The organism is Flaviflexus massiliensis, from assembly GCF_001375495.1.
Taxonomy (GTDB): Bacteria; Actinomycetota; Actinomycetes; order Actinomycetales; family Actinomycetaceae; genus Flaviflexus; species Flaviflexus massiliensis.
On record NZ_LN831057.1, the window covers coordinates 265,483 to 283,308 of the forward strand.

Genomic DNA, 17,826 nt, shown 5'->3' on the forward strand with positions numbered 1-17,826 from the left:
TCGTAGACCTGTCTACTTGGGTTTCTCGTCCCTGCGGGCTCGGTATTGAGCCTGTTGGTCCGTTTTGCCATGCCATAATCGACCCATGTCTCGTGGGAAGGAAGAGAAAACTGACCGTCGAGGATTTGTTGCTTCCCTCCGATCGTTTCTGCCTTCTTGGCGGGCCTTGATCGCAATCCTTGTTGGTGTCGGGGTTGGCCTCGGGGCGTTAGCTCTGGCTTCCCAGGAGAGCCGGACAGGTGTCCGGTCCAGCCAGGTGACGATAGACGACCCGAATGGGTTCTTCAACGAGGAAGAGCTCCGCACGGCGATCGATGACGTGACGTGGGGCCGCCCTATCAGAGTCCTCATCGTTGTTGGAACAACGGACGAACTCCAGGTCACCGAGGACTGCCAGGTCGATAACGTTAGCTGCCTACAAGATACCTACCCCGCCTATGTCCCGACCGTTCGCGTCGACGATGATGCCGTTGTCCTCTGGGTGGAGCCCGAGCGAGAAATCGTGAACGTCTCCATGGGAGTCCATCCCAGGTACGAGCCCGAAGACTTCTGGCACCTCCGTTTCGACGTGGCCGATTCGCTGACCTATCGGCTCTCTCAAGGGGAACTGACTCCCGGTACGGTTGCCGATGGTCTGCAGGTCTTTGCGGATCAGGAAGCCGAAGTAACGAGCGGCAGAACCTTCTCCGACTATCTCCTTGCCATCGTGGCAGGTCTAATCGCAGGCCTGCTTGTTGGACTGGTTTTGCATGCTGCGAGACAGCGTACTGACCAGAAAAAGAACGCTACGCATCTGGCCGGACTGTCCGGCCGCGAGCTCACAGAAGTCGTCGAACGGGTCTTCGATACCTACCGGGAGGCAACCGAGTCCCTGGACGGCATGGAGCTCATCGGTGTCGCAACGACCGGTTCCTACGGGAAGACCATGGAGGCGAGGGTGGAGCAGTACCGGCACCGGTACATTGAGCTTGCGCGTGCCGTCTTTGAGTTCCATCACCTCGACTGGGAGGAGCTGATCAAGCCGGTCAACCTCCCATCGCTTGTCCGACTCGATCAGAATGCCACGGTCGTGAGAGAAGCCGAGGCAACTCTTGTAGCCGATGAGAACGTGCTCCGAAGCGAGCGGACAAAGAAAAGACTCCGCCGGGGTAAGAGCGCGGGGGACATGTCTCGTCACCCGTCCGTTGCTACGCTATGAACAGCGATTGACGCAGCCACCGTTTTGGCTCAGGAAACGGGGGATAAGAGGCTCGCGAAGCGACTGCCGGTACTTGCCGGTGAGCTTGAGGTTGCGAGCAAGAATGCCTCGGCCGAGGGACTTGTTGCGCTGGACGCGATTGCCACCGAATTGGCGACCGTGGCCGACCACGTTTATGTAGCCTACGAATCCGAGCATGGGAAAGATTTTGACCGCAGGACGGAGATTGAGGACCCGTTTCGCTACCGGACGCTCGAGATTGCCGCCGCCGGCGGTACCGTGACAAAGCGACGCACCAGCCGCAGAGCCGCGACCAGGAACTCCGAGAAACCGACAAGCCAAAAGGTGAAACAGCAGCTGGCCGAACGTATCGCCGAGGCGAAAGTTGCGCAGGGAGCCAACTCCTTAAAGATCCCGGTATCCCCAATCGTCATCATGATTGCGGCGGCGGTTGCCATTGGTGCGGGCGGTATCTACGTGTGGCTCAATCCGGTTGAGGAGGGTGTGATCTCGGATGCTGACGAGGCTGCTATCACGATCCCCGATGAGCTGGTGTCGAGCGAAACAGAGCGGAACAACGCCGTCAGCATTCCCGAAGGCGATGAGGTCCTCCACCTTCCCGATAGCGTGACGATCATCGACGACGCCAACATCATTGACGATGATGAGGCCCTTACGGATGCTCTGTCGACTATTCCACTGCTGTCTTCCGCCGACTACCTGGTGCTCACAACCCCGGAGGAGCTTCCCCTCGACGAGTACGAATATCCTGATAAGAGGGGGCTCATTGAGATCTTCCCCGAATACTTCGAACCCATTGGCGATGAATACGCAGGCCTGATCGACGAGAATACGGTTGCCATCTGGTACGCGGACTCGGGTGAACAGTCGGGCTTCGACACGTCGTACGAACTCTCCATCGATGTCGATGAGGACTCCGCTGGCAGGGGCAAATTCTATGACGCCATGAACGCTACCTATCCGTCGATCGAGGCACAGGTCTGGGATGGTTTTGCCGGATACTCGAACGGCCTGAGAGGAGTGGGCTTTGAGGAGAGCGTATCAACAATCACCTCCGGTTCCTCCAGCGTGACCGGCGCCCTCGTGACCGCCCTCATCACCTTCACCGCCGTCACCGCTCTCCTCCCCCTTGCCATGAGGCCAATTGTTATCAGCCGCAGGAAGAAGGGCTGGGAGAAGGAAGTCAAGACTTCCCTGACCGCGATGACACTCGCGGAAGAGGCCCTCACCCTCGAGATCTCCATGGTGGCAACCGACCATCCGACCTATGATTCGAGCTCCCGCCTTGCCGCCCGGGAATCGGACTACCTGAACCTCCACCACCTCGATAATGGCATCGGTGAAGAGCTATCCATCGAAACCCGAGTCGCCCTCGTTCGCACGGTACGCGAGCAGGCCGAATCCCTGTGGCGCATCAGGCCCGTGCTGGGGATGGAGGGGACGTGGGCGCAAGCATGGGAAAACGAAGGGGCCGTGCTCTATGCTGCACTTCGAGACAACTCGGAGGAAGCCATCGAGCAGATCTCTGCCCTCGCTCCGAAGCTCTCGGCAGGAACGATCACACCCACCAAGGCCCTCAGCGCTCTGGACGCCATTGCGAGGGAGCGCAGCGAGACAGCTCGCCTGCGCTCCCTGACCCCGTCCGCTACACCAGATCTCACGGAGACAGGGGAGCGGTCTGAGATAGCGGAATCTACCAAGACCAAGGCCCCGCCAAGGACCAGCGTGATGATCGTCTGGCAAAGGCGGAAGCCGATGCTCATGAGGAAATGAACTCGCCGAGAACCGCGGATGCTCGGGCGGTGATGTTGGAGGACGCACGCACACTAGCCCATACCCCCGTGTTCTCACTTACTCGCACGGACGACATCGGGGTCGGTGTCGCCGGAGCACCGAGCGTTGTCGCGGGGGAGTCACTGCAGCAGATCCACCGAGAAAAGGATGCCACCAAGGTTTTCTTCTCCATCGACACCTCGGCAACCCGGTGGCTGCGTGCCGTCTTCACAAACATTTCCGGCTACTTCCAGGGCTACCACGGGAAGTCCGCGAGCGAAGTCATCACATCTATTGCCGCCTGGGTGATAGCAATTGTCCTAATCCTTAGCGGTGTCCAGGTCGTCAACTACATCATCGGGGACGGTCGCACCCGAGTTCCCGTCGAAGTGCGAGGCAGTAGCCCCGCCCTGTCGGTTTCCTACATCGAAGACGGTGAACCGGTCTCCGATGAACTGCGGGACATCCTCGAAACTAGAGCGCTCGGCGTTCCCATCCACCTGCTCATCTACACAACTGACGGGGTGTGCAACTACGACACCATCGACGGCCTTTACACCCGTATGCACCAAGCGCCGAACGTTATCGCCAACAGCTACGACCGCGGTGTCCTCATGAACTCCTCCGTCATGATCTGCCTCGGCTCGGACTCTGGTTACCTTCACGAGGCCACTGACCTCGACAGCGAGGGACTGCCCTCAGCCGTCTACGAGTACGACTTCGAAGAAGGCGACACCCACGAGACCTGGCTACTCGAATGGTTCGAACAAAACGAGGACGCCACCCCCTACTTCAAGGGCTACCGCGTCACGAAAGAATTCGACGAGAGCATCCGCTAACGACATGGGGCTACGGTCACTGGGGAACGAACACTGAGGAACGAACACTGGGGAATAGATCAGTTGGAGCACATCGTTCCGGAAGATAGGTGCCTAGCGCTATCTGCATCTCCTAGCGTGCCAGCGGGGGCACCCTCTCTCGGGTGAGGGCTAGCGGGGAGTGAATGATGCTCCGTAGGAACTTGCGGAAACCACTCGTGGACGAACCCGGGGCGAGATAAAACGGCCACTTTATGTCGACTTGTGGGCGGAACGGGATACCGTAGCTGTAGAACCCTTTGGAGGAATACGGCTGTGACCGAACTGCTTTCGAGCGCACCCCTGCTCACCATCTTCATTGTTGTCGCCCTCGGCGCCGCCCTCGGTGCGGTGCCGTTTGGGCCGCTACGGCTCGGTGCCGCGGGAGCACTTTTCGTTGGCCTCGTCATCGGCTCGCTTGCCCCCGACATCGGCGCCTCTCTCGGCCTCATCCAGTCGCTCGGGCTGGCTCTCTTCGTTTACATGGTTGGGCTATCCGCGGGGCAAACCTTCTTCGCGGACCTCAAACGACAAGCCCCCATCATGGGATGGGCGACGCTGTTCCTTGTTGTTGCTGCGGGCGGTGCCATTGCACTTGGCAAGGTCATGAATCTCAGCCCCGACATCGTTTCCGGTATCTTCACCGGCTCACTCACGTCAACGCCGGCGCTCGCGGCAGCGAATGCCGTCTCGACGTCCGGTGAACCGTCCGTTGGCTACGCCATCGGTTACCCCGTGGGCGTGATCCTCGCGATCCTCGTTGTCGCCTGGATTGTTGGCAGGGACTGGGAAGGCAAGAAGGATACTGATTCGCTGGCCGGCCAGGACATTGAGGCAGTCTCCGTTCACGTGCGCAATCCTATGCCGGTACGCATGGTCAAGGGTTTTTCTGAGCAGGAGCTTCGCATGAGCTACCTGCGACGCGAAGGCCGCACCCGCGTGATCTCGCCCGGTGAAGAACTCATCGAGGGCGACGAAGTCCTCTTCGTCGGATCAGCTCCCGTTGTCCATGCTGCTATCGAACAGGTGGGGGAGCGAATCCCCGAGCATCTTGCCAACGACCGTGCACAGGTCGACTTCCGTCATTTTGTTGTCTCCAACGACAGTCTTGCCGGCCGAACGATTGCCGAGCTCAATCTTGCAGCCCGCTTCGGTGGCGTTGTCACCCGCGTGAACCGCGGCGATCTGGAGATGTTGGCTCGCGACGACCTCATCCTCGAGCTGGGTGACCGCGCCCTCGTCGTCGTACCGAGAGAATCCCTCTCGGAGGTCTCAGAATTCTTTGGTGACTCGGTCCGTAACGTCTCCACCTTCTCCGCGCTGTCCGTCGGCGTTGGCATGGCGCTCGGCCTCCTCCTGGGCATGATCGAGATTTCCCTTCCCGGTAACTCCACGTTCTCCCTCGGAGCGGCTGCCGAGCCACTGATTGTTGGCATGATCCTCGGCGCCCTCCACCGCACCGGACCAATCATTTGGCAGATCCCGCAGGCCGCGAACCTGACCATCCGTCAACTGGGCCTCCTGATCTTCCTCGCAGCCGTCGGCATTGCCGCCGGCCCTGCCTTCATGGACACCGCCTTCACGAGCCAGGGACTCTCAGCAATCGCCATTGCCGCCGTCGTTGTCCTCGTGTCGGCCTTCGGTCTGCTGGGGGCATGCCGTGCGTCGGGCCTGTCGAGTGCTCGCACCGCCGGCGCCATCGCCGGCATGATCGGCCAACCTGCAATCCTTTCCTACGCAACAAGCAGGAAGGACGACGAGAGAATTGAGAGCGGCTACGCCGCGCTTTTTGCCCTCGGCATCCTCGTCAAGATCCTCCTCGTCCACCTAATTTTGTCGATATAGCGAGCTGAAGACGCAAGGGAAGCGAGTGCCGGAGCGTTTTGGCGTAGCGCCGCCGTTTTCGCCATGAGCGAGACGGCGCCCGTGACATGTGAGGCGCATTGAAGACTATGTCGGTCAAAATGCATCAAAAGAGAACATTTTGGGCTTGATCAAAGATGAGAGAAATCTGAAAAATCCATGAATTTCCGCGTTGTTTCGCGCATTCTCGCCAATATTCCGCTACATTCAACCTAGTGACCCAACCGGGTCCAAGAAAACAACAGATGAGAGGTGGGCAATATGTCCCTGAACCGTACAGAGCTCATTGCCAAGATCGCTGAGCGCGCGAACCTAACCAAGACCGATGCCGATGCTGCAATCTCCGCACTCCAGGAGGTTCTCGTTGAGTCCCTCGCTGCTGGCGAAGCAGTCAAGATCACCGGCCTCATGTCCATCGAGCGCACCGAGCGTGCAGCACGCAAGGGCCGCAACCCCCGCACCGGTGAGGAAATTGAGATCCCCGCAGGCTACGGCGTGAAGCTCTCCGCAGGATCCGCCCTGAAGAAGGCTGTCACCAAGTAGTCTTCTCCAAGAACATGAGTGCTGGCCACCGCAGGGTGGCCAGCACTATAATTTTCACCATGAGTCAAGCAATCCCGACCGGCGGCACCGTAACCGAGACCCGCGAAGAACAGCAGATTAAGCCTGGGGACAATGAGCGCTATGCGCACTATGTTCGCAAGAATAAGCTGACTGAATCGAACGTGACCGGCAAGGCCGTCATCGCCCTGTGCGGCAAGGTCTGGATTCCGGTCCGCAACCCGGAAGCTTTCCCCGTGTGCCCGCAATGCAAGGAAATTTATTCGCAAATGCAGGGCGGGGGCTCAGGCAAAGAGTAGAGCCAAAGCTTGCTCGCTCAACAAAAAACCTTGGGCCTAAGCCCGTGCAACAAAAAAACCTTGGGCCTAAGCCCGTGAGTTAGCTATGTGTTTGTGGGGACAACCATCTGGTTGTCCCCACAAACATGTCAGTGACTTATCGATCGCCACAGGCGGTTTATTCTGTCATGTCTAGCCCTCGTAGGGGTTGTCATCGCCTTCGAAAATATCGAGCATCGTCGTGGGGATGGCGGGCTCACCATCGGACAGGCGCCAAGCCTGATACGGGAGAGAGTTGCGCGAGGCGATGTGGTGCTCGGCAGCTTCCTGCACGGTGGAGCGTGGCTGAATCTCACCACCGAGAACGAGTGGCACCTGGAGCGGACAAGCATCCATGTCCGACAGTTTCGCGAGGCCCTGCTCCCAGGAGCCGGCCGACACGACGAGTTCTTCGCGGGCCACGCCATCGAGATCGCTGATGCGGCCGGCAACCTTGAGCCCGCCATGAGAGGCTTTCTGGCTTGACTTCTTCGCCACCTCCTTCATCGTTCCCGACGCGTCCTCGCGTGCCACGAGCTTGTAGACGAGTTCTGCGGTGGGGAAGCCAGAGCCGGTCACAAGCTTGGTTCCCACCCCGTAGGAGTCAACGGGGGCAGCGCCGAGTGCGGCGATTGCGTACTCGTTGAGATCACTGGTCACGGTGATCTTCGTGGAGGTTGCGCCAAGCTGGTCGAGTTGACGGCGGACGGTAATGGCCTGGGCGACGAGGTCACCGGAGTCGAGGCGGACAGCGCCGAGCTCACCACCGGCCTTGCGGGCGGCAGCGACCGCACGCTCAACGCCTCGGGTCACGTCGTAGGTGTCGACGAGAAGAGTGGTGCCGGGACCCATGCTTGAAATCTGCGCCTCGAAGGCTTCTTCTTCCGTGTCGTGCACGAGCGTGAAGGAGTGGGCCGCGGTCCCGATCGTGGGAATCCCGTAGGCCCGCCCAGCCTCAAGAACGGACGTGCCGGTGAATCCGCCCACCGCTGCGGCGCGAGCGGCCGATACGGCGGCGCGTTCGTGGGTGCGCCGGGCTCCCATCTCCAGGCAGGGACGTCCGTGGGCCGCGATCGTCATACGTGAAGCTGCGGCAGCGACTGCAGAGTCGTGGTTGAGGATGGAGAGGATGAGGGTTTCGAGAACTACGGCTTCAGCGAACGTGCCGGTCACGGTCATGATCGGCGAGTGGGGGAAGAAGACTTCCCCTTCGTTGTAACCGTAGATGTCTCCCGTGAACTTGTAGTTGGCGAGCCAGTCAATGGTCTTGGGTGAGACAACATTGTTGTCCGCCAGGAACGATAGTTCGTCGTCGGAGAACGTGAAGCGAGTGATTTCATCAAGAACCCGTCCCGTGCCGGCGACAACGCCGTAGCGCCGACCCGATGGGAGGCGGCGGTTAAACACTTCGAAGACGGACTTCCGGCTCGCTGTCCCGGACTCGAGGGTGGATTCGACCATGGTGAGCTCATACATGTCGGTGAGCAATGCGGTGGACTTGTGCATGAGGATCACTTTAGTCCGCGTCCCACCTCATAGCCCATCGCTTGCACGATTGCGTAGAATGGTTGGCAATGACTCAACCAACCCCTTCTCCGACTCCCACAGAGGAACGCGCACCTGCTTCCTCGTGGCGCACAGTCGTGCACGACGATCCGATCAACCTCATGAGCTATGTCGCCTGGGTGTTCGAATCCTATTTCGGTTTTGATCCCAGGACCGCGAACAGGTTGATGATGCAGGTGCATAGTGAGGGACGTGCCGTCGTTTCCTCAGGATCCCGCGAAGCTATGGAAACGGATGTGCAGGCGATGCACACCTACGGTTTGCATGCCACGATCGAGAAGGACAGCTAATAATGTTGAGTTTCCGCAGGGTCCGGGGTGGCGTCAGCTCGGGAGGGGACCTCTTTGAACTCGAGCTCGTTGCCTCCCTTATGCGCGACATCGTCGCCATCCTCGGAGAGGACGTCGCCGTTGTTGACCTGAGCGATGATCCACTCGATGCACTCGAACGGGAGCTCGCACCCTCGAAGGACCTGTCACACGATCCGGCAATCGTTCGGTTGTTGCCAGACATGAGTGAGGACCCGGAAGAGGCCCGGGAGCTGCGAGAACTCACGGAATCGGGTGTCCGGGCTAACAAAGTATCCAATCTCACGACCGTTTACCGGGCCCTCAACACGTCGACCGGACGCGTTTTTGTGCCCGAAAATGAGATCCCGGCGTGGCTCGCAGCGCTGTCGGATTTGCGTCTGGTTCTTGGCACCCGGCTCGATATTGATAGCTCGGAACGCGCGGATGAAGTGGCAAAGCGGGCGGGAGAGATCGCTGACGGGATGGTGACGGATGAGGGGATGACTGAGGAAGAACAGGTCGACCACCAGCTGACACTTGTCTACGCGATGATCACGTGGTGGCAGGATTCACTACTCGATGCGGTACGAATGCGTGGCCCGCGCGGTTAAAGTCGAGTCCATGAACGACGCGCCTATCGGCATTTTTGACTCCGGAGTCGGAGGGCTGACCGTTGCGCGCTCAATTATCGATCAGCTACCACAAGAATCCATCACCTACGTCGGTGACACGGAACACACACCGTACGGCCCCAGGCCGATTGCCGAAGTGCGGAAGCTGTCACTCAACGTTCTCGACAAACTCGTTGCCTCGGGCGTGAAGATGCTCGTCATGGCCTGCAACTCAGCCTCCGCGGCAGCGTTGCACGATGCTCGCGAACGCTACCAGGTGCAGATGGGCATCCCCGTCATCGAGGTCATCCAGCCCGCGGTCCGCAGAGCCGCCTCCGCCACCCGCAACGGCAAGATCGGTGTCATTGGAACCAATGCGACGATCAACTCCGGTGCATACGCGGATGCGTTCGCTGCCGCTCCCACGCTGGACCTGACCATGGCTGCTGCCCCGAGGTTCGTTGAATTCGTTGAATCGGGCCAAACGAGCGGCCCGGAACTGCTCGAGGTGGCACGAGGCTACCTGGAGCCGATCAAGCAGGCTGGCGTCGATACGCTGGTCCTGGGTTGCACCCACTACCCGCTGTTGACGGGGGTGATCTCCTACGTCATGGGTCACGACGTCACACTTGTTTCTTCGGCTGAGGAAACCGCGAAAGATACCTATCGGGCACTGGTGGCCGGGGGACTGGAGCGGACCGCAACAAGTGCTCCTCAGTACCGGTTCTTGTCGACTGGCGATTCGGGGTCCTTCCAGACCCTGGCGCGCCGCTTCCTCGGTCCCGAAGTGGGGACCGTTGACCGTTTGGAGGTCTCATGAAACTAACCGTTGTTGGCTGCACAGGATCCATGTCCGGACCGAAGGGCGCGGCCTCGTCCTACCTGGTGCAGACGGATACGACGACGATCCTGCTCGACATGGGGCCGGGCTCCATGGGGCAGCTCATGAACTACATCGATCCCGCCGAGCTCGATGCCATCCTGCTTTCCCACCTCCACACGGACCACGTTGCTGACATTATTGGCATGCAGGTGTACCGGAAGTGGTTCCCCACGGGCCCGCTCGGACCCATTGACGTGTACAGTCCCGGAGACGGACTTGAACGTACCCGACAAATCGGTGGCGACGCACCTGAAGAAACCTACGCGGGTGAGTTCACCTTTCACGCCGTCACCGAGGGCGACAAGGTCAAGGTCGGTGACGTTGAGATCGAGTTCTTCCACGCCGAACACCCGGTCCCGGCCCACGCGATGCGGCTGACCGGTCCTGCCGGTCAGGTCCTCACCTATTCGGGCGACACCGACTACTGCGAAGGGCAGGTCGAGGCTGCCCGTGGCGCCGACATGTACCTCTGCGAAGCGGCCTTTGAGGCGGAGAGGGACACAGTTCGCGGAATCCATCTGACCGGTGCTCGCGCCGGCCAGATCGCCACCAAGGCCGGGGTCAAGAACCTGGTCCTCACCCACCTGCAGCCCTGGACCGACCCCGATGTTGTCTGCCAAGAAACACGCCAAACCTACGAAGGCCCGATCGCTGTCGCGACTCCCGGGGTTACCTTCCACGTAGCCAATTCCCCTAAACTGGAGGCATGACAACTCGCAAAGATCTTCGCAGCCTCGACGAACTCCGTAACATCACCATCACCCCCAGATGGCAGGAGGCAGGCGAAGGCAGTTGCCTCATCGAATACGGCAAAACCCGAGTCCTCTGCACCGCATCCTTCACCGAAGGTGTACCCCGCTGGAAGGCCGGATCCGGTGAAGGCTGGGTCACCGCAGAATATGCGATGCTGCCCAGGGCCACGGATTCACGCAACTCACGCGAATCCGTCAAAGGCAAGATCGGGGGACGCACCCACGAGATCTCACGCCTCATCGGACGCTCGCTGCGCGCAGTTGTTGACATGAGCAAGCTGGGGGAGAACTCGATTGTTCTCGATTGCGATGTTCTCCAGGCCGATGGTGGCACCCGCACCGCCTCCATCACCGGCGCTTACGTTGCCCTTGCCCTCGCGGTCGAGTGGGCACTCGAGAATAAGATCCTGACCAAGTCACCTCTAACCGATTCGGTTGCGGCCGTGTCGGTCGGTATTGTTGATGGCATTCCAATGCTCGACCTGCCCTATGAGGAGGATGTGCGGGCGGATACGGACATGAACGTCGTTGTTACCGGCTCCGGCACATTCGTTGAGGTGCAGGGCACGGCAGAAAACGGTGCTTTCAACCGGGATGAACTCAACTCCCTCCTTGATCTTGCACTCAAGGGCTGCGAGGAGCTCGCTGATCTGCAGAAGGAGGCACTTGCATGATTCTCGCCTCCCGTAACCCCCACAAGCTTGAAGAAGTGAAGGCAATCCTGGGTCGAGACGATCTCGTCCTCTCCCCTGCAAACCTCGGTGAGCCGATCGAAAACGATGTCACCTTCGCCGGCAATGCCCTCATCAAAGCCCGCTACGTTGCTGAACGCACCGGCGAAGCCGTGATCGCCGACGATTCGGGTCTCTGTGTCGACGTGCTAGGGGGAGCCCCCGGTGTGTTCTCGGCCCGCTGGTGCGGCCGCCATGGCGCTGATGACGAAAACCTGCACCTTCTGCTCAATCAGATCCAGGACATTGGTGATGAGTTCCGGAAAGCCAAGTTCGTCTGTGCCGCGGTTTACGTCGAGCCGGGAGGTCAGGACATTATCGCGACGGGGGTCATGGCGGGATCACTCCTGCGCGAACCGCGCGGTGACGGCGGTTTTGGTTACGACCCGATCTTTGTTCCAGAAGGCCACGATGTGACGGCAGCCGAACTCAGCCCGGAGGAGAAGAACTCAATCTCCCACCGCGGTCAAGCCTTCCGTGCCCTCGTCAAAGAACTGGAACGCCACGTGTTCTAGTTTTCTATTCTCAATGGGTTGGTGCCTGCCAGATTCTGGCAGGCACCAACCTTTTCCAATCCAATACCGGTAAGGCCGAGACCGGACTTACACGCTTGAATGCGGTTTTTCCGTTACTTGAGCGCTGCTTTTAGGTCATCGATAAGGTCTGTCGGGTCCTCGAGACCGATCGAGAGGCGAAGCAGGCTGTTCGTGAGGCCGTAGGACTCACGGATCTCGACGGGAATATCGGCATGGGTCTGGGTGACGGGATGGGTGATGAGGCTTTCTGCCCCGCCGAGGGACTCCGCATAGGTGAAGACCTGGAGAGCGGAAAGGATGCCCGCAATCTTGGTTTCGTCTTGAACCTTGAGGGAGATCATCGCCCCGCGACCCGGGTAGAAGACTTCGGTTACCTCAGGAATTTCCTTGAGTGCCTCGGCGATGAGCTTGGCTGAGGACTCCTGGCGGTCGAAACGGACCGGGAGAGTCTTGAGGGAGCGGAGGAACAACCACGAATCGAAGGGGGAGAGGGTGGGCCCGGTCGTGTTCGACAGCCATGCGAGCTTCTCACCAACCGCCTCATCATTGGTCACCACGACGCCCGCAAGGACATCATTGTGGCCCGTCAGGTACTTGGTACCCGAGTGTAGCGAGATCGTTGCCCCCTCGTCGAGGGGACGTTGACGCAGCGGGGTGAGGAACGTGTTGTCGACAATGACATGAACCCCGTGGGGTTTTGCCATCTCGCTCACCTTCGCGATGCTGATCTCCTTCATGAGCGGATTCGTCGGTGTTTCGAGGAAGATTCCGGTCACGGAGTCGTTCAGCTGCTCTCCTAGATCATCGTAGGAATCGAAGTAGGAGAAGGTGGCTTGACTGTTCTCTTCGAGCGCATTGAAGTAGCGGTATGAGCCGCCGTACACGTCCCTGGTCACCAGGAAGTGCGAGCCGACGGGGTAGAGTCCGAAAACGAGTTGGATGGCGGACATGCCAGACGAGGTCGCAACCGCATGCGTGCCGTTCTCGAGAACCGCCAATCCCTGTTCGAGCACTGTTCTTGTGGGGTTCTTTGTTCGGGTGTAGTCGAATCCGGTACTTCGTCCCAGCTCGGGGTGCTCATAGGTGGTCGACATGTGGATCGGCATGCTAATAGCACCTGTTGCGGGATCCTGTCGATTACCTAGCTGGGCGAGAATCGTTTCAATACTCAATGGGGCCTCCTAAACACTTAGGTTAACCGTACATTTGATACGAAACCTGCACCGGCGGCCTCGGTCTTCCAGAGTGAGAAACCGGCCCCCCGGCCCCCCGACTCTTAGGGCACTTTGCACCTTTAACGGACCGGCTGTGGCAGGGGCTTGTGAACGCCGGGGGATTGCTGGAGGTAAGCCTGAGTGGACGATTCTGTCCTGTGTCAGGCGCGTGGGTTTAGGCGTGGGTTAGGTTCAGGAAATAGCGGTGCGTTACGTTCAGGTTCTAGCCGTGTTTCTCGCTTGTGCGGGTGATGGCGAGGTGAATGAGCCGCCACCCGAAAAAGAACACGGCAAGGACCGCCGCGGTGACGAAGGGAAAGGCTCCGCTCAGACCGTCACCGAAAGCCCAGCGTAGGGCTAGGCCACCCACCGTGGTAATGACGTACACGATCGCACCTGCGGTGAGCGATGCTGGTGCGCGGCGGACCTGGGGAAGAAGCCAGGCGGCGATGAGGGCGAGGACGAAGGGAAGAACCGTGAGCGGGTACTCGGACCAGGAAGAGTCATGGGAGTTCATTCCCATCGCAACAAAAAGCCCCGTCAGAACAAGATCAAGAAGAAAGAACATTTACAGATTGAGGTAGGCGATGGCTTGGCGGAGGATTCGGGCGTGCGACTGGCTCATTTCGTCCTGCAACTCCGGAGTCTTCAACTCACCAGGAGTGAACCAGTTGACGTCGAGAGTATCGGCCGCAGGATCGCATTCACCGAGAACGGGAACGATGTAGCAGAGCGAGACCGCGTGGTGCCGTTCATCAAACATCTCCGACCCCGGGGTCGGGAAGTATTCGGCAATGGTGAAGGGGATGATGGTTTGAGGGAGCTGGGGGAGAGACATCGGCCCCAAGTCCTTCTCGATGTGACGGGCGATGGCTTCCCGGATCGACTCGTGGAACAGGACCCTGCCCGAGACGAGAGCACGCGAAATCCCATCATCCTGCGCACCGAGCAGCAGGCCGACGGACTCCACTTCACCCCGCTCATCGGTCCGCACGGGGACGACGTCGACGTAAACCATGGGGACCTTTCGTCGGACAAACTCGAGTTCGTCCGGTGATAGCCACGGTCCCATATCTCCAGATGCAATATCGCTCACAGGACGATTCTGCCAGCAAATCGGTCACAGGTATGAGATTGTCAGCGTATGGAGAACATACCCCGCCTCTACCTCATCACCGCCGGCATTGCCGCAGCCTATTTCCTTTCCGGAGTTGTTCTGCTGATCATCGCCAGCTTCGAACCAATGCTTGCGGTCGGTTGCGTCTTCTCCTTCATCGGTGTGCTGGCAGCGTTCTATGGCGCACGTAAGAATCGTCAAGTGTGGTGGGCGAGTGGGATCATGGTGGTCGGTTTTCTCACCCCAACCGTGTGGGGAATGATCCCGATGATCATCTCCCTCGTTCTTGTCGCCGTCATCATGTGGTGGGAGTGGAAGGTCACCAAGGAAACTCGTGACTGATGGGAAAGGCTCTTTGAGCAGCATGCCTGCGATGATCCGTGCAGAAACGAGTGCACGCAGTCAGCTCGCGCGGGTTTCGTTTCAACAGGGTGTCCCGAGTCTTGACGGGTTCCCCGAATTTAATGCTCTGAAGTCGATTGAGAGAAAGGTGTGCCCGGCTCATTGAGCCGGGCACACTGATGCTGTTCTGTCCGCAAGCCAGTTACCTGAAGTACTCGAGCATGGGAGTTGGCTTTGAGTTATTTGGCCGTGACGGAGAGTTCCGTGTTGATGGCATCGACCGAGGCCTTGGCATCGCCCAGAAGCATGTCCGTGTTGTCCTCAAAGAAGAGTGGGTTCTCAACACCTGCATAGCCCGCATTACCCATCGATCGTTTGAAGACGACAACGTTTTTCGCTTCCCAAACCCGCAAGACCGGCATGCCTTCAATCGGCGATCCTGGCTCCTCGGCTGCGGGGTTGACGGTGTCGTTGGCTCCGATGACGAGGACTACATCCACGTCGGAAAATTCGTCGTTGATCTCATCGAGCTCGTGGACGATGTCGTAGGCGACCTTCGCTTCGGCCAGTAGCACATTCATGTGTCCGGGCAGCCGGCCTGCAACGGGATGGATGCCAAAAGTCACGTCAACGCCGGAGTCAATGAGACGCTTGGTGAGGTCCGCAACCGGGTACTGTGCCTGCGCCACCGCCATGCCATACCCCGGGGTGATAACAACCTTCTTCGCTTCGGCCAGTAGCTGTGCCACCTGGGAGGCGGTTGTTTCGGTGTGGGTGCCATAGTCACGTGCCTCACCCGAGGACGTGGTGGCGCCGAAGCCGCCGAGAATGACGGAGATGAAGGAGCGGTTCATGGCCTTGCACATGATGTAGGACAGGAACGCACCCGAGGACCCGACGAGGGCACCGGTGATGATGAGGAGGTCGTTCTCGAGCATGAAACCAGCAGCCGCTGCCGCCCACCCCGAGTACGAGTTGAGCATGGACACTACGACCGGCATGTCACCACCGCCGATGGCGGCCACGAGGTGGAGTCCGAGGAGGAGGGAAATGATGGTCATGAGCAGGAGCGGGATAAGACCGGCTCCGGTCGTGTTCGTATTCATGAACCAGGCCATGAGGCCGACCGAGACGATGATTGCGAGAAGGTTGAGCCAGTTACGTCCTGGAAGGAGGAGTGCCTTGGACTTCATCTTCGCCGACAGTTTGAGGTAGGCGATGATCGAACCGGTGAAGGTCACGGAACCAATGAAGACGCCGAGGAAGATCTCACCCATGAGGAACGTGTGGTAGCTACCCGAACCACCAACCGAGGTCAGGAACGTGTTGTAGCCGACCAGAACGGCGGCCAAACCAACAAACGAGTGAAGGAGAGCAATAAGTTCCGGCATCTCCGTCATCCCCACCTTCTTTGCCAGGCGCAGGCCAATCACGGCACCAATGGCTATCGCCAGCAGGATGAGAATGAGGGTGGCGGCAATCCCGCGTGCGGGATCCGAGTCGAGGGCAAGCCATACGGTTGCAATGAGTGCAATCGCCATGCCGATGACGCCGGAGGTGTTACCCGATTGGGCGGTCTCGTGCTTGGACAGGCCCCGCAGGGCATTGATGAAGAAAAGCGCTGCAACGAGGTAAGCGAGTGCAACAACATTTTGTGCATCCATAACTATGCCCTCCTAAACATGCCGAGCATGCGGTGAGTGACGGCAAAACCGCCGAAAATATTGATTGACGCAATGACGATGGCGATGAAGCTGAAGATCGTCACCCACCAGTTTGAACTGCCAATCAGCAGGATCGCGCCAACGATGATGATGCCGGAAATCGCGTTCGTGACGCTCATGAGCGGCGTATGGAGTGCATGCGTCACGTTCGTGATGACGTAGTAGCCGACGATAATTGCGAGGGCGAGCACAATGTAGTGCCCCGCAATCTCGAGCGGAGTCACAAGCACAAGAGCAGCCCCAATGACCGCCGCAAGGGCGAGCCAAATCATCGACTTTTTCATCCCGCTCGGTTCCGGTGTCGCGGCGGCCGGCTCGGCCTCGACGGGCTTCGGCGCGGGGGTGGCGGACACCTGGATCGGGCGTGGCGGCCAGAGAACCTGACCGGCATCTGCCACCGTCACGGTGCGAATGATGACGTCCTCAAAATCGATCTTGGCCCGACCATCCTTCTCAGGAGTGAGGAGCTTGAGGTAGTTGACGATGTTCTGGGCATACAGCTGAGAGGCCTGGGCAGGAAGCCGGGCCGCAAGATCCTCGATACCGATAATGGTGACGCCATTCTCGGTCACGATCGTCCGGCCGGGCTCGGTCAGCTCGCAGTTACCGCCACCAGCCGCTGCCATGTCAACAATGACGGAGCCGGGCTTCATCTTCGCCACCATCTCACCCGTGATCAGGAGGGGTGAGCGGCGACCGGGAATCGAGGCCGTTGTGATGACAATGTCGGCCTCGGCGGACTGTTCGGCATAGAGCTGCGAGGCAGCGTCGGCCTGGGCCTGCGTCATTTCCTTCGCGTAACCATCTGCGGATTCCTGGGCGGGGGCGGCAATCGGGATGAATTCGGCACCCATCGATTCGACCTGCTCACCGACCTCAGCACGAACATCGGTCGCCTTGACGACTGCACCCATGGAGCCCGCTGTACCGATTGCGGCAAGCCCGGCCACACCGGCACCGATCACGTAGATCGTGGCGGGTGGGACCTTGCCGGCGGCAGTGACCTGGCCCGTGAAAAGGCGGCCGAAGGCATGGGCGGCCTCGATGACTGCCCGGTAGCCAGCAACGTTTGCCTGGCTCGACAGCACGTCCATCGACTGCGCGCGGGAGATACGGGGAATCGCGTCCATGGCCATCCCCGTGACACCCTGCTCGGCAAGTGTTTCCACCAGGTGCGGATTCGCGCCCGGGGAGAGTTTGGAGATGAGGATGGACCCCCTGCGAACCTGATGCAGGTCGGCCGGGGGTCTAATGCTGGTCACAATGTCGGACGCCCACACTTCGTCGCTGGCTACGATCCTGGCACCTGCCCTAACATACTGCTCATCAGGGAACTGGGCTTGACCGCCCGCACCGGATTCGACACCCACGTCGTATCCAAGTTTGATGAGTTGAGACACGGTGTCAGGGGTAGCTGCGACAAGGGCTTGACCAGCTTCGGCTGGAACACCAATTCGCACGATAAATTCC

General features: G+C 59.5%; 19 protein-coding genes. 13 read left to right on the top strand and 6 right to left on the bottom strand.

What is annotated here, in order from left to right:
• Positions 1 to 85: 85 nt before the first annotated feature.
• The 6 genes from BN1241_RS02725 to BN1241_RS02750 all read left to right on the top strand — a co-directional run bounded on the left by BN1241_RS02725 (position 86) and on the right by BN1241_RS02750 (position 6,572).
• Complete coding sequence (locus BN1241_RS02725; RefSeq protein WP_147599227.1) at positions 86 to 1,198, top strand: hypothetical protein; 1,113 nt, start codon at positions 86 to 88, stop codon at positions 1,196 to 1,198.
• Between the two features lie 24 nt (positions 1,199 to 1,222).
• Positions 1,223 to 2,992, top strand: coding sequence for a hypothetical protein (locus tag BN1241_RS02730; protein ID WP_054952182.1), 1,770 nt, complete (start codon positions 1,223 to 1,225; stop codon positions 2,990 to 2,992).
• Positions 2,989 to 3,831, top strand: coding sequence for a hypothetical protein (locus tag BN1241_RS02735; RefSeq protein WP_054952183.1), 843 nt, complete (start codon positions 2,989 to 2,991; stop codon positions 3,829 to 3,831). Before BN1241_RS02730 ends, BN1241_RS02735 begins: the two co-directional genes overlap by 4 nt.
• 294 nt (positions 3,832 to 4,125) lie before the next feature.
• The gene (locus BN1241_RS02740) at positions 4,126 to 5,694 is read left to right on the top strand and encodes an aspartate:alanine exchanger family transporter (RefSeq protein WP_054952184.1); all 1,569 of its coding nucleotides are present in this window, start codon (positions 4,126 to 4,128) and stop codon (positions 5,692 to 5,694) included.
• A 279-nt stretch (positions 5,695 to 5,973) separates the two neighbouring features.
• Complete coding sequence (locus BN1241_RS02745) at positions 5,974 to 6,255, top strand: HU family DNA-binding protein (protein WP_054952185.1); 282 nt, start codon at positions 5,974 to 5,976, stop codon at positions 6,253 to 6,255.
• A 59-nt stretch (positions 6,256 to 6,314) separates the two neighbouring features.
• Positions 6,315 to 6,572, top strand: a complete 258-nt coding sequence (locus tag BN1241_RS02750; protein ID WP_147599229.1) for a DUF3039 domain-containing protein — start codon at positions 6,315 to 6,317, stop codon at positions 6,570 to 6,572.
• Between the two features lie 171 nt (positions 6,573 to 6,743).
• Here BN1241_RS02750 and BN1241_RS02755 read toward each other — a convergent pair whose 3' ends face one another.
• Positions 6,744 to 8,096, bottom strand: coding sequence for a nicotinate phosphoribosyltransferase (locus BN1241_RS02755; protein ID WP_054952409.1), 1,353 nt, complete (start codon positions 8,094 to 8,096; stop codon positions 6,744 to 6,746).
• Between the two features lie 68 nt (positions 8,097 to 8,164).
• Here BN1241_RS02755 and clpS point away from each other — a divergent pair, with 68 nt between their 5' ends.
• From clpS to rdgB, 6 genes are read left to right on the top strand one after another with little or no spacing between them, the layout of a single operon-like run.
• Complete coding sequence (gene clpS, locus BN1241_RS02760; protein ID WP_054952187.1) at positions 8,165 to 8,446, top strand: ATP-dependent Clp protease adapter ClpS; 282 nt, start codon at positions 8,165 to 8,167, stop codon at positions 8,444 to 8,446.
• A 2-nt stretch (positions 8,447 to 8,448) separates the two neighbouring features.
• Positions 8,449 to 9,057 (top strand): DUF2017 family protein, encoded by a 609-nt coding sequence (locus tag BN1241_RS02765; RefSeq protein WP_054952188.1) that lies wholly within the window; start codon positions 8,449 to 8,451, stop codon positions 9,055 to 9,057.
• Positions 9,058 to 9,067: 10 nt separating this feature from the next.
• The gene (murI, locus tag BN1241_RS02770; RefSeq protein ID WP_054952410.1) at positions 9,068 to 9,877 is read left to right on the top strand and encodes a glutamate racemase; all 810 of its coding nucleotides are present in this window, start codon (positions 9,068 to 9,070) and stop codon (positions 9,875 to 9,877) included.
• Positions 9,874 to 10,650, top strand: coding sequence for an MBL fold metallo-hydrolase (locus BN1241_RS02775; RefSeq protein WP_054952189.1), 777 nt, complete (start codon positions 9,874 to 9,876; stop codon positions 10,648 to 10,650). The genes murI and BN1241_RS02775 overlap by 4 nt, the downstream gene beginning before the upstream one ends.
• Positions 10,647 to 11,366, top strand: a complete 720-nt coding sequence (rph, locus tag BN1241_RS02780; RefSeq protein WP_054952190.1) for a ribonuclease PH — start codon at positions 10,647 to 10,649, stop codon at positions 11,364 to 11,366. Before BN1241_RS02775 ends, rph begins: the two co-directional genes overlap by 4 nt.
• Positions 11,363 to 11,938: an RdgB/HAM1 family non-canonical purine NTP pyrophosphatase gene (gene rdgB / locus BN1241_RS02785; protein ID WP_054952191.1), complete on the top strand. Its 576-nt coding sequence runs from the start codon at positions 11,363 to 11,365 to the stop codon at positions 11,936 to 11,938. Before rph ends, rdgB begins: the two co-directional genes overlap by 4 nt.
• Before the next feature lie 113 nt (positions 11,939 to 12,051).
• Here rdgB and BN1241_RS02790 read toward each other — a convergent pair whose 3' ends face one another.
• The 3 genes from BN1241_RS02790 to BN1241_RS02800 form a co-directional block, all read right to left on the bottom strand.
• A complete protein-coding gene (locus BN1241_RS02790) occupies positions 12,052 to 13,131 on the bottom strand; it encodes a PLP-dependent transferase (RefSeq protein ID WP_054952192.1) in 1,080 nt (359 codons plus the stop codon).
• Between the two features lie 265 nt (positions 13,132 to 13,396).
• The gene (locus tag BN1241_RS02795) at positions 13,397 to 13,741 is read right to left on the bottom strand and encodes a DUF3054 domain-containing protein (RefSeq protein ID WP_054952193.1); all 345 of its coding nucleotides are present in this window, start codon (positions 13,739 to 13,741) and stop codon (positions 13,397 to 13,399) included.
• On the bottom strand, positions 13,742 to 14,269 hold the full coding sequence (locus BN1241_RS02800) for a DUF4916 domain-containing protein (protein WP_230198245.1): 528 nt from the start codon (positions 14,267 to 14,269) through the stop codon (positions 13,742 to 13,744).
• Between the two features lie 48 nt (positions 14,270 to 14,317).
• Between BN1241_RS02800 and BN1241_RS02805 the strand changes: the two genes are divergently transcribed.
• A complete protein-coding gene (locus BN1241_RS02805; protein WP_054952195.1) occupies positions 14,318 to 14,632 on the top strand; it encodes a hypothetical protein in 315 nt (104 codons plus the stop codon).
• A 239-nt stretch (positions 14,633 to 14,871) separates the two neighbouring features.
• On the opposite strand, the gene pntB is transcribed toward BN1241_RS02805, so the two are convergent.
• Entirely contained in the window at positions 14,872 to 16,296 is a 1,425-nt protein-coding gene (gene pntB / locus BN1241_RS02810) for a Re/Si-specific NAD(P)(+) transhydrogenase subunit beta (protein WP_054952196.1), read from the bottom strand.
• 2 nt (positions 16,297 to 16,298) lie between these two features.
• Entirely contained in the window at positions 16,299 to 17,816 is a 1,518-nt protein-coding gene (locus BN1241_RS02815) for a Re/Si-specific NAD(P)(+) transhydrogenase subunit alpha (RefSeq protein ID WP_054952197.1), read from the bottom strand.
• Positions 17,817 to 17,826: the final 10 nt, after the last annotated feature.

Bases quoted from the DNA above. Each gene is read 5' to 3' on its own strand.
- BN1241_RS02725 (WP_147599227.1), top strand. From the start codon at position 86: ATGTCTCGTGGGAAGGAAGAGAAAACTGACCGTCGAGGATTTGTTGCT.
- BN1241_RS02735 (WP_054952183.1), top strand. From the start codon at position 2,989: ATGAACTCGCCGAGAACCGCGGATGCTCGGGCGGTGATGTTGGAGGAC.
- BN1241_RS02745 (WP_054952185.1), top strand. From the start codon at position 5,974: ATGTCCCTGAACCGTACAGAGCTCATTGCCAAGATCGCTGAGCGCGCG.
- BN1241_RS02750 (WP_147599229.1), top strand. From the start codon at position 6,315: ATGAGTCAAGCAATCCCGACCGGCGGCACCGTAACCGAGACCCGCGAA.
- BN1241_RS02755 (WP_054952409.1), bottom strand. From the start codon at position 8,096: ATGCACAAGTCCACCGCATTGCTCACCGACATGTATGAGCTCACCATG.
- clpS (WP_054952187.1), top strand. From the start codon at position 8,165: ATGACTCAACCAACCCCTTCTCCGACTCCCACAGAGGAACGCGCACCT.
- BN1241_RS02765 (WP_054952188.1), top strand. From the start codon at position 8,449: ATGTTGAGTTTCCGCAGGGTCCGGGGTGGCGTCAGCTCGGGAGGGGAC.
- murI (WP_054952410.1), top strand. From the start codon at position 9,068: ATGAACGACGCGCCTATCGGCATTTTTGACTCCGGAGTCGGAGGGCTG.
- BN1241_RS02775 (WP_054952189.1), top strand. From the start codon at position 9,874: ATGAAACTAACCGTTGTTGGCTGCACAGGATCCATGTCCGGACCGAAG.
- rph (WP_054952190.1), top strand. From the start codon at position 10,647: ATGACAACTCGCAAAGATCTTCGCAGCCTCGACGAACTCCGTAACATC.
- rdgB (WP_054952191.1), top strand. From the start codon at position 11,363: ATGATTCTCGCCTCCCGTAACCCCCACAAGCTTGAAGAAGTGAAGGCA.
- BN1241_RS02795 (WP_054952193.1), bottom strand. From the start codon at position 13,741: ATGTTCTTTCTTCTTGATCTTGTTCTGACGGGGCTTTTTGTTGCGATG.
- BN1241_RS02805 (WP_054952195.1), top strand. From the start codon at position 14,318: ATGGAGAACATACCCCGCCTCTACCTCATCACCGCCGGCATTGCCGCA.
- pntB (WP_054952196.1), bottom strand. From the start codon at position 16,296: ATGGATGCACAAAATGTTGTTGCACTCGCTTACCTCGTTGCAGCGCTT.